Source organism: Paenibacillus sp. FSL K6-1096 (assembly GCF_037977055.1).
Lineage (GTDB): Bacteria > Bacillota > Bacilli > Paenibacillales > Paenibacillaceae > Paenibacillus_AQ.
The window spans coordinates 4,445,516-4,459,979 of sequence record NZ_CP150274.1; the positions used below are offsets into that span (position 1 = coordinate 4,445,516).

At 46.4% G+C, this 14,464-nt stretch carries 8 protein-coding genes; 5 read left to right on the forward strand and 3 right to left on the reverse strand.

Annotation, left to right across the window (positions count from 1 at the left end; translation table 11 throughout):
• Positions 1-196 precede the first annotated feature (196 nt).
• A complete protein-coding gene (locus MHI24_RS19775; RefSeq protein WP_340021232.1) occupies positions 197-1,603 on the reverse strand; it encodes a PLP-dependent aminotransferase family protein in 1,407 nt (468 codons plus the stop codon).
• A 161-nt stretch (positions 1,604-1,764) separates the two neighbouring features.
• On the opposite strand from MHI24_RS19775, the gene MHI24_RS19780 reads away from it, so the two are divergent.
• The 4 genes from MHI24_RS19780 to MHI24_RS19795 all read left to right on the forward strand — a co-directional run bounded on the left by MHI24_RS19780 (position 1,765) and on the right by MHI24_RS19795 (position 10,707).
• Positions 1,765-3,705, forward strand: a complete 1,941-nt coding sequence (locus MHI24_RS19780) for an FAD-dependent oxidoreductase (protein ID WP_340021233.1) — start codon at positions 1,765-1,767, stop codon at positions 3,703-3,705.
• Positions 3,706-3,985: 280 nt separating this feature from the next.
• Complete coding sequence (locus tag MHI24_RS19785; RefSeq protein ID WP_340021234.1) at positions 3,986-5,104, forward strand: C45 family peptidase; 1,119 nt, start codon at positions 3,986-3,988, stop codon at positions 5,102-5,104.
• A gap of 282 nt (positions 5,105-5,386) precedes the next feature.
• On the forward strand, positions 5,387-6,286 hold the full coding sequence (locus MHI24_RS19790) for a putative RNA methyltransferase (protein WP_340021235.1): 900 nt from the start codon (positions 5,387-5,389) through the stop codon (positions 6,284-6,286).
• 377 nt (positions 6,287-6,663) lie between these two features.
• Positions 6,664-10,707 (forward strand): S-layer homology domain-containing protein, encoded by a 4,044-nt coding sequence (locus tag MHI24_RS19795; protein ID WP_340021236.1) that lies wholly within the window; start codon positions 6,664-6,666, stop codon positions 10,705-10,707.
• A gap of 99 nt (positions 10,708-10,806) precedes the next feature.
• Here MHI24_RS19795 and MHI24_RS19800 read toward each other — a convergent pair whose 3' ends face one another.
• On the reverse strand, positions 10,807-11,562 hold the full coding sequence (locus tag MHI24_RS19800; protein ID WP_340021237.1) for an SDR family oxidoreductase: 756 nt from the start codon (positions 11,560-11,562) through the stop codon (positions 10,807-10,809).
• Positions 11,563-11,707: 145 nt separating this feature from the next.
• Between MHI24_RS19800 and MHI24_RS19805 the strand changes: the two genes are divergently transcribed.
• Positions 11,708-12,571, forward strand: coding sequence for an AraC family transcriptional regulator (locus tag MHI24_RS19805; protein WP_340021238.1), 864 nt, complete (start codon positions 11,708-11,710; stop codon positions 12,569-12,571).
• 27 nt (positions 12,572-12,598) lie between these two features.
• Here the strand turns inward: MHI24_RS19805 and MHI24_RS19810 are convergent, their stop codons facing one another.
• Positions 12,599-13,366: a helix-turn-helix transcriptional regulator gene (locus MHI24_RS19810; RefSeq protein WP_340021239.1), complete on the reverse strand. Its 768-nt coding sequence runs from the start codon at positions 13,364-13,366 to the stop codon at positions 12,599-12,601.
• Positions 13,367-14,464 lie beyond the last annotated feature (1,098 nt).

Below are 14,464 nucleotides of genomic sequence, written 5' to 3' on the forward strand. Positions count from 1 at the left end.
AGCGTCTTTTTTCTTGCTTAAAATTCAGACAGGAAGGTCCTCTTACCTGACTGAATGGGATATATCAAGGACATTGTATATAAAAAATGCAGTGATAAAGTTAACCCACTCATATATTTACCCTGTCATATATAGAACTTTCGATGATGTGCCAAAGGATTACGAGCTAATACGCAAAAAAGCAATAGACATACTTCTACAGATAGTCCTGCCACGCTGTTCTTAATTGTTGAATACCTGCGTAGATCTCATCTTGTTTAATAATGGAGAAGCCCAGCAAGATCAGATTCTCAAAATGCTCCCCTGTACTATCCCAGTACTCCCTGGTAGAATATACTCTTACATTTTTTTGCGCAGCCCGATTTATTAATTCCTCTTGTGAAGCAGCTCTATTAATGCGCAGCAATATATGCAATCCTGCATCAGAGCCTATGATATCCACCTGATCACCGAGCAGCTCTTTGCAAGCGGATAAAAGCGTTATGTATTTTTCTTTGTAGACATAACGGGCTCGGCGAATATGCTTGTCAAAGCTTCCATCATTCATATAAAAATACATGACCTTTTGGGACAACCACGAAATTGCCGTTGGATATTCACCATAAACTTTATGATATGAAGATAAGAGCCGTTTAGGTAAAACCATGAAATTTAATCTTAACCCTGGGATTAGAATTTTAGAAAAGGTCCCCAAATAGATGATGCGTCCATAGTCATCAATCGACTGCATAGCAGATACCGGTTGGGAATCATATCGGAATTCACAATCATAATCATCTTCAATAATAATTCCGTCGTTATTCTCGGCCCATTGTATCAGCTGTAAGCGTTCAGATAATGACATAGTATACCCGGTTGGAAACTGATGTGACGGGGTTGTGACCGCAATTCTTGCATTGCTATCCTCTAGATCTTCTTGTAAGCGGTGTTCAGGATATACATTCAGAGGTATGGTTGAGAACCCATAGCCTCTAAAGATATGCCCCCATAAGGGTAAACCCGGTTGCTCAACACCAACCGTCGTACGTGGTAAGATCCGGCAGATTCTTTCAATACTGTCCTGGATTCCGCAGCAAACGATGATTTGCTCAATATTGCATTTTACCCCTCTGCTTAAATTAAGGTATTTTTTAATTTCCTTACGCAGCTCCACTTCCCCTTTCTGATCGTTATAGCAGCCAAGCTTTTCGTTATCATACCCCATCAACGCCTCTGTGGTGTACTTCCGCCATGAGGAGAGTGGAAATAATTCTATAGATTGCTTCTGATAGGTGAAATCATATTTATAGTGTTGTACGGCCGGAATCTCTTCAGTTTCGGGATCTATTGCGATTTTGGAGTTTTTTAATCTTTTCGGCTTGAACTTTTTTAGATCGACAACCTCGTAAGCAGTCCTTGGCGTATTTTCCAGGAAACCCTCAACGACCAATTGAGTATAAGCCCTTTTAATGGTATTAATCCCCACTTTTAATTCATCTGCGATAACTCTAATGGGTTTTAGTCTAGAATGTGCCGGTAACGATCCATTGATGATGTCTTCTCTGATTTGACGATAGATTTGAATATAAATGGGTGTCTTTTCTTGCTTATTAATTGTGATCATCTAGAACTCCTTTATCAACCAAAGATTCCCCTCTGTGTCTAAAATATATGCAAAGTCTGTGTCCTATTATTTGTGATTATATCATTGCTTTAAAGACACTGAAACTTTAAGCTGTTTATAGCAAAATAACTATACTGTCATGATGAAGGGATCTGAATTTGATGTATGAAAAACTTTTTGAACCTATTAACATTGGCACCTTACAAATAAAAAATCGTTTTGTCATTCCTGCAATTTCTACGCTGGATGCTACAACAGATGGGGCATGTACTGAACAGTATGCCGCGTATCTTGAAAGAAGAGCTCAAGGCGGTTGGGGATTGATCATCACTGAATACTATGGAATCGCTCCTAATGTCGGTTTCTTTTCAAGAATGAATGGCATTTGGAATGAAGAACTAATCAAAGGCCACAAGGAAATGACAGATCGTGTACATAAAGCCGGTGCAAAGATTGGCGCACAAATTAACCACGCAGGCAGAGAATCCTTTACAGAGGTTACTGCCGAGAACGTAGTAGCCCCCTCTCCTTATCTTGATGTTCCTGCCGAACATGCAATATCTGAAACTGTACCTAGAGAATTATCAATTCCTGAAATCAAAGATATTATTAGTAAATATGGTGACACGGCTTTGAATCTAAAGAAGGCCGGGTTTGACCTGGTTGAAATCTATGGAGCACATGGTTACTTGGTTTCGCAATTTTTATCCAAATACTCCAACAAACGAATTGATGAGTACGGCGGACCTTTAGAGAATCGTATGCGATTCCTCTTGGAGATTGTAGCAGATGTTAAGAAAAAATGTGGTGATGATTTTCCGGTTTCCGTACGCCTTTCCATTAAAGAATTTGTCCCAGGCGGGTTATCTATTGGAGAAACTCGCGTGATTTGCCGTAAATTAGAACAAGCAGGCGTTAATATGATAAATTGTTCACAAGGTGTCAATGGCTGCTCCTGGAATGCAGTGGAACCCATGTACTATGATTTTGCCTGTTTTGTTGATAATGCAGAGGATATCAAAAAGAGCGTTTCAATACCGGTTATGGCTGCGGGCAGAATTACCGAAGCTTGCGTTGCTGAAGCTGCCTTAGATGCAGGTAAATGTGATCTTGTGGGTATAGGCCGTGCAAGTCTGGCTGATCCTGATTTTCCGAATAAAATTAAAGAGGGCCGCCTTGACGACATCCGTCATTGTATCGGTTGCTTACAAGGATGTCTTGCCAATAACTATAAAGGGATACCTAGCTCTTGCCTGGTAAATCCGGAATTTAACAGAGAATTTGAGTTGAAAATTACCGAGGCGGAGAACAAGAAACATATCTGGATTGCCGGTGGTGGTGTATCTGGCTGTGAAGCAGCAATTGTTGCTGCTAAGCGTGGACATAAAGTGACCATATTTGAAAAGGCAGACCGCATTGGCGGGACTTGGTTAGTTGCGGCATTGCCACTGTACAAACAAGAGCTGCTGACCTTCGTTAGATGGCAGTTAAATGAACTCCAAAAGCTTGGTGTTGAAATCAGATACAATACTGAATTAACGCCTGAAATGGTCATTGAAGGAAAACCGGATGATGTAATCGTAGCTACAGGATGTAAGCCATTTATTCCGCCTATTCCAGGTCATGATTCAAAAATTGTAGTTCAAGCTAATGACGTTTTGACAAACAAAGTCTCTGTTAAAGGGAATGTAGTGGTATTAGGCGGCGGCAGTGTTGGCGTTGAAACCGCAGCATTTTGTGCTTGGTATGGCGCTAAACAAGTTACGATCATTGAGATGCAGGATCAAATCCTTAAGGGATTTGAACGTGAACCTAAAGCCTGTTTAATGCAAGAAGTTAATAAATATAATATGGAAATTTATACATCCTCAAAAGTAACACAAATTAACGATAGCTCCGTTACTTTTGAACGTAATGGTACATCCGTTACGCTTGATGACATTGATTATGTTGTTGTTGCAGCAGGTTCAAAGTCTGTTAATACATTAGAAGCCCCGCTTCAATCAAAGGGGATTGGGGTCACCGTTATCGGCGATGCCAAAAAAGTAAGAAATGGTCTGGATGATATTTATGAAGGCTACATGGTTGGATATGCTATATAAAGAGACATCTTCTCATAGAAATAAATCGTACAATAAGGGTCTGCTTCTTTTAAAGAAGCCAGACCCTTTTGCTTTTCACTAAGTCACCGCTGTACCTACGGTAGCCACGATTTCCTGAGTACCGTCCTGGTCTACATCAGCCTCCAGGGTAGGTGCTTCTATGCTAAGTACCATTGGGGGAGAATATTCAATTTATTAACCAATGCTGTTAACGAATCGCACAAAATGTCATGCACGGCCTCCTTCTCCCTCGTAGAATAGAAAGAAAGGAGGCAAGCCTATGTACTCTCTATCCGCTTACACCCTGGAATTAACAGGAACAAGCTACGAAATTGGCTATAAGCTGGGCAGCATCATTTCCGAAAACACGGCGCTCAAGCTCGCTTACACCCGTACGCTCGAGGGGTTTGGTCCAAACGAATACCAAGAGGCCATCCTGCTATTCGATGAGTGGTGCCCCGGCATTTCCGAGGAGATCGCCGGCTTTGCCGACGCCTTGCAAGTCCCTGCCGGACAAATCGCTTATTACGCCATGACCTATCTGCGGCCGCGTTGCAGCCAGATTGCCTTGCTGCCAGCAATGACCGCACTGAACAAGCCGCTGCTGGCCCGCAACTATGAGTTCCATCATCAGTTGGAGGATTTTGTGTTGGCCCGAACCTCTGTTGCAGGCAAATACACGCACATGGGCACAAGCACGATGAGCTTTGGGAGAGATGACGGATGTAACGAGCATGGACTTGCAGTGACCATGAGTGCCTGCGGGTTTCCGGTCGGGGCTTTGCCCTTTATGCGTGCCCCTCAACTGAAAGGCTTGCATTTTTGGGCAGCCATCCGTGCGGTTCTGGAGAATTGCCGGGATGTCGGGGAATCGCTGCGCTACTTGCAGGAGATGCCCATCGCCAGCAATGTCAACTTCATGCTGCTCGATAAACAGGGGAATGCTGCCCTGTTCGCAACGTTGGATGGCCGAAAAGCAACTAGGCAAATCGATCCAACCACGCCGGAACAGTTCCTCTGGGCCACCAACCATCCGGTGCTTTCTGCCCTGATCCCTTATGAACCCCAGGCGGCTGTCCATTCTTGGCAACGGGGGGAATGGATTGCCGCCCAACTGGAGGGAGCCTCCGCTGTGACAACGGAAGAGCTTAAGAGCATGCTGCTGTCCCCCTACCCGAATGGACTGAACTGTCCGTATTATGAGGATTACTTCGGTACAACCAAGAGCATGATTTTCTCTCCCGCAGACGGTACAATCGAGCTATGCTGGGGAGGCCGTTCCGAGAATGGCTGGCAGACCTATGATCTAAAGCAGACATTTGCCGACACGGCAACCCCTGTACAGATGAGGATGGAGCGAGCTGACAAAATGATGTTCGATTATCGGCCCTTGGCTTGATGGATCCATTAAGAGGAGGGGGCATACATCACAACAGAGGCACTGGATGTTTCACCTGTCGTATACATATCCTTTCTTCATAGTTATACTAACAGATAGGGCGTACTGCTCTTCTTTAACAATAGCTATTAGGAGTTGTTTTTCTTGATCATCAAGTTCATTCGTTTACGTTAATGGAAGGTACAGGCTATTTATTCTCATGTCATTTTTTAAAGGATGACCTGGGTTTATTTAACTGTGCCTTTTTCATTTCCTAAAATGAATGAATGAGGTGTTTTTATTTTGTCTAAAAATAATCGGAAAATTACAAGTGCACGTCTTCTCTCTGAGTATGAAGATCTTTTTAGATGCCCCATATGCTCGAATCCAGTTGAGGTTGTAAATTTAAGGAGCTTAATTTGTTCCAATGGTCATTGTTATGATATATCCAGGCAAGGTTATGTGAACTTATTGTCCCATCCGCCCAAAACAAAATATGATGAAAAACTGTTTGAATCTCGAAGAATGCTTAACCAGAGCGGCTTTTTTGATCCGTTGATTGCTCAGATTTGTGAGAATATGTTAGACGAGTTGAACCCGGCGGGTAAATTCATAAAAATATTAGATGCCGGATGCGGTGAAGGTTCACATTTGTCCAATATACAGCAAAGAATAATTCAACAGTCCCAATATAAATTATTGGGGATAGGTGTTGATATTTCTAAAGAGGGAATCCATATGGCTTCAAGGAGTCCCTCTACAACACTCTGGTGCGTAGCGGATCTCGCCAAGTGTCCATTCACTGATAAACCATTCAATGTCATATTAAATATATTATCGCCATCCAACTATTCTGAGTTCCATAGAATGCTTGAAGATGATGGAATGGTGATAAAAGTTATCCCCGGGAGCAAGTATCTTCAGGAATTAAGAAGGATGTTTTACAATCAAACCGATAGAACGATGTATACAAACGAAAATACATTAGAGCTTTTCAAGCGTAATTTTGCTCTTGTTGACATTAAGCCTGTTCAGTATGGTGTAACAATGGAAAATAAGTATATTGAACAGTTAGTCCATATGACCCCCTTATCCTGGGGAGCATCGGAAGAGCTTATACAACAAGTCCTGGGCCAGGATAGATTGGAAATCACTTTTGACTTTTCAGTCTTGCTTGGGAAGAAAATGAAGGCTCATACTTAAGCAGCAATAGACCGTCACCTTCGACCAGGGGCGGTCTATTCGCATTTGCCTGACATTCCATCCCTACACCAGATCTCCTGTATCCTGGAAGGATCAGCTGAGAAGTGTGTCTATTTTCGTAATATATTAAAATCATTCGTGCATTACCCGTATTTAGACTTTCTCATCCTGTTGTTACTATGAAGCTGTTACAGCCTTCAACCATCCAGTTTTGTGAATGCGTTTTCAAATCTTGTCTGTCATTTACGTTCAGAGGGAGGTGTAGGGATGGATTGCCATGCCAGGCATGGCGTAATCTGCAACACGAAACAACATTATTTGGGGTGACTCTACAACGAGACGTTAGAGGGTTCCTTCAGCAAAGGAGTCAAACTAAGATGAACCGAAGAAAAAATGTAATCAACATTTCCCGCCTCCTCGTCATCATCATGTTGTTCTCCATCTTCACGTATACTCCTATCCCGGCTGCTGCGGCTACAGACGAACCGCCGGTTGAACTGAGCGAGCTTATTGCGCAAGCCGAGGCTCTAAAAACCGGCAATACGGAGTTCCCGCTCCAGGTCAGCCAGTCGGTCTATGGGTCGGTCTATGGTTCCGATGTGAACAAGGCCCTTCCATGGGTGCACGTCGATGAACTTGAAGCTCTTAATGCTGCGCTTGAAATTGCACGTAATCCGAACACTCCCGCAGACGAGGCTATAGCTATACTTAAGGAAGCAATAGTTACTTTTACAGAAAATATCAAATCCGACGGCTCCGATCCTTATTTCCGGCTTGATCCCGGTCCGGGTAAGGTTCCTGTAAAAGTGACTGCGCCCACGAATGCCTGGACGGCCAGAACTCCGCTGGATAACCGTGTTCCTGCCGACTTTGCCGGTGGCACGTTTAAGGTGATTCCGTATCCTTTTGCAGATGCCCAAGGGAAAGCGGAAGTGCTTCAGATTAATTACGCCCATAACGGAAAAAGCACCTTCGGCGGCATCAGTCTGGAATCCCCGTTGTCCCCGGCCGTCAATGTCACAGCGGGTTCAACGATTGAATTCGATGTCTACTATCCGAAGAGTGCGCAAGGCAAATTCATGAGATGGAGAGTCAGAACTACCAATGAAAACCTGGACAGCTATCTCAGAGATTACCAGTACAATAACCTGAACCCGGACTGGGTGGGCAGCTACAACGGTGAATCCTGGCTGAAGGCCCATCACAGTATCACCGCCTCAACGGGTAACTCCTCGAACTTTATTCTTGAGCTTCACGGGGAGAATGCCCGTCCTGAAGAAACTGGCATGCTGCTGGTCTCGAACATCCAGATTACCGCACCAGATCCGAATGGCCAGGCCCTTCCGAACGTAATCAACAAGGAAAACCAGAGGGATGTAGCGCCTCTAAAGAGCCTGTACAATAAGGAGAATGGACTGTTCATGGTCGGCGCGCTTGGCACCGGACCTGTAACCGGAACGAGAGCCAATCACTATGAGATCTTCGTTGACGGCAACAATCTGAAGGCGGATGGCACGCATCCCCGCGGCCCGCAGTGGCTGAAAAATGTGAACGGGGAGGCCTTGAACGGCGCAACCACAACCCCCGGCTTAGCGGAATACAGCTTCCCGACCAACGCTTATCAGGCGATCAGGGATTCCGGAACTCCCGGACAGTATAAATCTCACGGCCATGTTCTGGCATGGTACAACCAGGCTCCTGGATGGATGACACAGATTATTCCTGCGAACCTGTCCTCCGGATATACTGGGGGGGCCGATTTCTATGGACTTGGCAACGGCGTCACAACTACGGTTAAGGTTGACAAAGAAATGGCGAGAAGAGTGCAGTTCAACCATACTATGTATGTGATGCGGCACTTCCTGACCACAGATACAAAGTACGGCTCCAGTGAAGCCCGTGGCATTATTCCGTTCAATTCATGGGATGTGCTCAACGAAGAGGTGCACGAGAGCCGCCACAGCGAGCTCATCCCTAAGGATGCCAACAGCTGGAGAACGAGCCTGAAGCATACCAACTGGCTGGTTGCTATGTCAGATGATGAGATTGGCGGCGACATCACTAACCATTATATTTATCTGCTGTTCAAAAACGCGCACATCGCGGCTCCTAACGCCAAGATGGCGGCAGCTTATAAAGCCAATTACGCTAACCTTCCGGATTACATGAAGCTGGATGGACACGACAAGGACGGCAGCATTGACGCTTATATTGTAGATAATCCCCCGAAGCTGACCTATAACGATTACGGGCTTGCGACCCGCAGCAAAGCGAGAACAGTGTACAATATGGTACTCGAATTAAATACCGCATGGCGCTCCGATCCGCTGTACGACGGAAGACCCCTGATCGAAGACATCGGAATCCAGGGACATGATGCGGTGGGTAAGACCCTGGCAAGCGATAACCAATATGCGATGGCGCTCTATGCCTCACTGGTTGACCGCGGCCTGCTGTCGGGTATTACGTATTCGGAGCTTGATCTTAAGGTGCCGACCGATGCCCCTGGAGGAGGCGCAACCGCTCCGGCCGTGCTTAATGTCAGACAGTCGGATGCCCTTGGTTATCAGTACGCACTGCTCTACAAAATGTTCAACAAGTTCGCCCCGTATATCGATCACATCATCAGCTGGGGTGTAACCGGTTCCGGATGGCAGGGAAGCTATGTCCTGTTTGATGGCCAGAGCAATGCGAATGCCGGGTACTATGGCGCTATGAAACCGGACAGATTCATTCTTGGGCATTCGTATCTGGATAGTTATTTTGCAGGCGAATATCAGGCCATTCAGATGAATAGCATCGACCTTGGCGATCTTGGAGTGTATACACCAAATAGCGTAAATGCCGACCTCAGCAGCTTATCCCTGAGTGCGGGAACACTTGAGCCAGCGTTCAACCCGGCTACCACAGAGTACGATGTGTCCCTTAAGGATGCCGGCAGCATCACCGTTACAGCGGCAGCAGCAGACAGCAGGTCAACCATTAGAGTGAACGACACGGTGGTTGCCAGCGGTACAGCTTCCGAAGCGATAACGCTGACACCTGGCACAACAACAGATATAAAGGTTGAGGTCACAGGTGCAGACGGCAGGGTCAAGACGTATACCCTGATAATAACCAACAGCAAGACGGAGACTCCGGCGAATCCGGAACCAGGAACACCAACTCCATCTCCAACGCCAACGCCTGAACCTGAAACACCTTCAACACCTGCACCTGGTGGAACCTATTCAACGTCTGCACCAGTCGCATCGGCAACACCTGCCCCTTCCGCACCCGTTGTAGAAGGACAGAAAGTAACCATGCAGGCAACAGTGAATAACGGAATCGCAGTGGTTAAGGTGTCGGATCTGGCACAAGCTAAGGAATTCATGGAGAAAAATGTGACGCTGGACATCCCTGCCGCGCAAGGAGTGAATTCATACTCGGTAGACTTGCCTGCTGCAGCACTGACCAGCGGAACAAAGGATAACAAGCTCACTGTTTCGACAGAATTCGGTCAGGTTGTCATTCCCGGTAATCTGTTGACAGGCATGGCTGAAAGCAGCGGCAAGGAAGTAACGCTGGAGATTGGAAAAGGCGACAAGTCGGGGTTCCCGGCCGATGTGCAGGCAGCACTCGGTGATAAGCCGGCCATTCAGCTTAGCCTTAAGGTGGACGGTAAAGGGGCGGCCTGGAGCAACCCTGGTGCACCTGTAACGGTATCCGTGCCTTACCAGCCGTCTGCGGATGAATTGAAGAATCCCGACAAGATCGTTATCCGGTACATTGACGGAAGCGGGAATGTTATGACCGTACCAAGCGGACGTTATGCTTCCAAGACCGGGATGGTAACCTTCACAACCACTCATCTCGGCGACTTCGCAGTAGCTTATGTATCCAAGACATTCACAGATCTAGGAAAGGCAGCATGGGCCAAGAACGCGGTCGAAGTCCTGGCGTCCAAGGATATTCTCAAGACAGAGGGTCAGTTGTTCCATCCGTCAACGGATATCACCAGAGCGGATTTCCTGTACTCCCTGGTCCGGGCACTTGACTTGAATGCAAAGGTAAGTGGAAACTTCAGCGATGTACAGGAGAATGCTTACTATTATAATGAGATTGGAATTGCCAAAGCGCTTGGGATTACGAATGGCCTGGACAACGGCAGATTCGGCAGCACGCTTAAGATCACCAGACAGGACATGATGGTGTTGACCGAAAGAGCCTTGAAGCTGGAGAAGAAGCTGAACAACCAGGGGACGGCTGCGGATCTGGAGAGATTCTCCGACAAGTCCAAAGTGGCTTCCTATGCGCTTAGCAGCGTAGCCGCCATGGTGAAGGAAGGGCTCATCGAAGGCAGCGGTAATAAGGTCAATCCGGGCGGCAATACCACCAAAGCAGAAGCTGCGGTATTCCTTTACAGGTTGTATAATAAGTAAGAGAGCCGCATAAGAACAGGACACAACAAATAGACCGCACTCCGGACAGGAGGGCGGTCTATTTGCGTTTTGGGAACAGCGACATTTTCTACAGCATAATTAAAGCAAATGTCCGCCAGACACTTCAATGTCCTGGGCTGTAACCCACCCGAACTCATCGGACAGCAAGCTCACAATAACCTTCGCTATATCTTCGGGGTGGCCGATTCTGCCAAATACAGATTGCTCCGCCAGCGGCTTAATGAATTCGGGATGTTTATCGAATACTCCATCGCCAAAATTGCTGTGAGTAGGACCAGGCGAGACGGCGTTGACCCGAATCTGGCGGGGTGCGAGTTCTTTGGCAATGTAGCGGGTCCAGGTTGAGAATGCTGCTTTTAACGAGCCATAGACGGAGTAGCCCGGAAAGGATTGATTCTTAGATGAACTCGTAGTATTGACAATAGCTCCGGCGTCCTCCATGAATCCGGCAAGCTGTTGAGTTAGAAAAACGGGTCCTTTGAAGTTTGTATTCAGAATTTTATCGAAATATTCTTCACTCATCTCAGTGAACAGCATGGGGCCGCCGACCCCGCCGTTATTCACCAAGTAATCAAAGGTTGTCCGGTTCCAAACATCTTGGAGACTCTCTTTCACTTCTTGAATAAAGCCTGCAAAGGTTGATATCTGAGTCAGATCCAGCTTCAGTGCGACTGCCCGGACACCTGCATTTTTCTCAAGCTCCTGTACGACAGCTTCTGCACGATCCTTATAGGAATTATAAGTGAGAATGACACTAATTCCGCGTTTGCCAAGCTCCAGCGCCGTCGCTTTTCCAATGCCATTACTTCCACCCGTTACTATCGCAATTGTCATAAGATCCTCCTTGGTTTGTGTTCGGCCTGGTTCTAATTGTAGCCGCAGCTGACGCACCAAAATAGACCTGAAACTGCCTATTGATTGCCTAAAAGCACCATTCGTGTGATAAACTATGTGCATGAAAAACGTCCTTGAAGAAATAATGGAGCTGATGAAGGATGCGGGCACAAGGCAGATTGAGACTGGAGTACCGGGGCTAAGTATGATTAAAGGAGCAGTCCCCAATCATCAGCTTGCAGCGCTATACGAGCCGATGATTGGTTTTACGGTTCAAGGAAGTAAGATTCTATCGATCGGAGGGCGCAGCACGGAACTGGCAGGGCCATCTTATTACGTACTACCAGTGCATGTACCTGCAACGGCGGTTGTACATCCAAACCGTGATGGCCAGCCTTACATGTCCCTTGGACTGAAGCTGAATCAGAATGTTCTGCAGAGTCTGCTAAGAGATCTTCAAGAGCATCTATTACCGGCTGCTTCCGGGCCATTCGCCGCTTGCGACATGGACATAGAATTGATGGAGGCATGGCTGCGCTTATTGCGATTATCGAAAGCACCCAGAGATATTCCGGCTCTTGCACCGGCGTATGAACGAGAAATCCTATATCGTGTGCTGACCGGACCACAAGGAGGGGTTCTGAGGCAATTGGGTCAGCGGGAAAGTGATTTATCTAGAATATCTCAAATTGTAAAATGGTTTCGCAGTAATTTTATGAGGCCCATAGACATTGGTGAGCTGGCATCGAAATCGGGGATGGCTATAAATACCTTTCACCGTCAGTTTAAACGGGCTACAGGGTTAAGTCCTATTCAATTTCAAAAGCAATTAAGGCTCCTGGAAGCCAGAAACCTCATGGCCTTCGAGGGCTATCCGGTAGCAAGTGCCGCCTATCATGTTGGCTATCAAAGTCCCTCACAATTTAGCAGGGAGTATTCCCGCTTCTTCGGTGCATCTCCAGCCCGGGACACGGAGAGTCTGAGACGAATTGAAAGTATGAGGGATTAGCAGGTCATGCCAAGAACCAATTGCAGCTTAATATAACGGTATGATGAGCATAAGCAGCGCAGGGAGATGCATATTGCTGGCTTCAATCCGGTAAACTATGCTGCTGTTCTCAAGCCTTTTGCTGTGAACCGGCAAATGCTGGAAAGCTTCCCGTATGACTCTCTCATCCAGACCGGCTGCACTTACGAGATTCTCCATAGAAACAAAGCAGTCAAAGTCATGCCTGGTCAATTCATATAATGCGAATAATACCGTTAATCTGTCAGCATCCGCATAGGCCCGAAGCACACTGTAAAGGCTTAACAGATGATCTGGCGCGAGTTCCCGTTTATCGACGAGATCAGAAAAGAAGAGCATCCCTTGCCTGGCAATAGTAACTCCTTCCGGTTCGCTGCAAATAGAGGTTCCCCAAGCTTTCTGATCATACGTCTTATCCGGGTCCCAGGGCAGGTAGTCCTTGTAACCTTTGGAAACGACACCCTCATGCAGGTAGAAGGCAATCTTGCAGGCCAGCATGAAACGCTCCTTGGCAGGGGTCTGCTCAAACAGCAGCTTGATGTCTTTCACTACATTCTGATCATTGGCCTCCGGGACACGGCCGAATAGAAAGTCAAGGCTGACCCCGTAATAATTAGCAATCTCGGGTAATAAAGCGGTATCCGGATAGCAAGCCCCGCTTTCCCATTTGGATACGGCTTGATTGGTTACACCGAAAACCTCTGCGAGCTCTTCTTGAGTCTTTCCCTTGTTCTTGCGCAGTTCTTGAAGTTGCTTATGCATACCCGTTGTTTTCATTCTATGCTCCTCCTTTACGCTTGTACGAAATCATTGTACATCCGGAGCCTATCGTATGCCATGTAGCGTTGCTTGGATATCCCTAAGAGTTTTCCAACATTAGGTTGGAAATATGTGAAGAATCGAGTACGCGGTCTCTCCGTTCCACTTATCCAGCTTCTCCACTGTGCAAGAGCTAACTACTGGAAGTACTTCGCAAGCGCAACTACGTCTTCGAACTGGCGCTCACAAATTTGTTAATCACTGTTAACATGCGTTAACACCTGTGGTATAGTATAAGCAGAACAGGCGTACAATGCTAAGAGAGCCGTGCTCTAACACGACTCTCTATAGCAATAGCCGCTTTTAAGGGCGGTAGGCATCAACAACAGGATACGACAAATAGACCGCAAGCCTTTGTCGAGGGCGGTCTATTTGCGTTTATCGGACAGCATCGCTACGATAAGCAAACCGAAGGTTAGCATCAGCATGATTGCTTCAAACACTGTCACAAGGCATCCCTCCCTTCTGAGAGAGGTAGCCGACCGACCCTTTAAGCCTATTCTATTGCTCCAATCAGTATAACATATCAAATGCCTTAGCATTACCTATTTTTGGACTTATTTTGACGTAAATACGTATTTACAATGTAATAAGAGCAGACCCCAATACGGGAGCTGCTCTTATTTGCGCTTGTGGGATTGGCGCTCACAAATTTGTTAACCACTGTTAACATGCGTTAACACCTGTGGTATAGTATAAGCAGAACAGGCGTACAATGCTAAGAGAGCCGTGCGTCAACACGACTCTCTAGAGCAATAGCCGCTTTTAAGGGCGGTAGGCCTCAGGCAAATAGGATACGACAAATAGACCGCATACCTTTGCAGGGGGGCGGTCTATTTGCGTTTATCGGACAGTAACGCTACGATAAGCGAACCAAAGGTTAGCATCAGCATGATTGCTTCAAATACTGTCACAAGGCATCCCTCCCTTCTGAGAGAGGTAGCCGACCGACCCTATAAGCCTATTCTATTGCTCAATCAGTATAACATATCAAATGCCTTATTATTACCTATGTATGGAAAATTTTTGACGTAAATGCGTATTTGTAATGAAATA

What these genes read in the sequence shown, in the direction of transcription:
- MHI24_RS19775 (WP_340021232.1), bottom strand. Translation starts at nt 1,603, where the DNA reads ATGATCACAATTAATAAGCAAGAAAAGACACCCATTTATATTCAAATC.
- MHI24_RS19780 (WP_340021233.1), top strand. Translation starts at nt 1,765, where the DNA reads ATGTATGAAAAACTTTTTGAACCTATTAACATTGGCACCTTACAAATA.
- MHI24_RS19785 (WP_340021234.1), top strand. Translation starts at nt 3,986, where the DNA reads ATGTACTCTCTATCCGCTTACACCCTGGAATTAACAGGAACAAGCTAC.
- MHI24_RS19795 (WP_340021236.1), top strand. Translation starts at nt 6,664, where the DNA reads ATGAACCGAAGAAAAAATGTAATCAACATTTCCCGCCTCCTCGTCATC.
- MHI24_RS19800 (WP_340021237.1), bottom strand. Translation starts at nt 11,562, where the DNA reads ATGACAATTGCGATAGTAACGGGTGGAAGTAATGGCATTGGAAAAGCG.
- MHI24_RS19805 (WP_340021238.1), top strand. Translation starts at nt 11,708, where the DNA reads ATGGAGCTGATGAAGGATGCGGGCACAAGGCAGATTGAGACTGGAGTA.
- MHI24_RS19810 (WP_340021239.1), bottom strand. Translation starts at nt 13,366, where the DNA reads ATGAAAACAACGGGTATGCATAAGCAACTTCAAGAACTGCGCAAGAAC.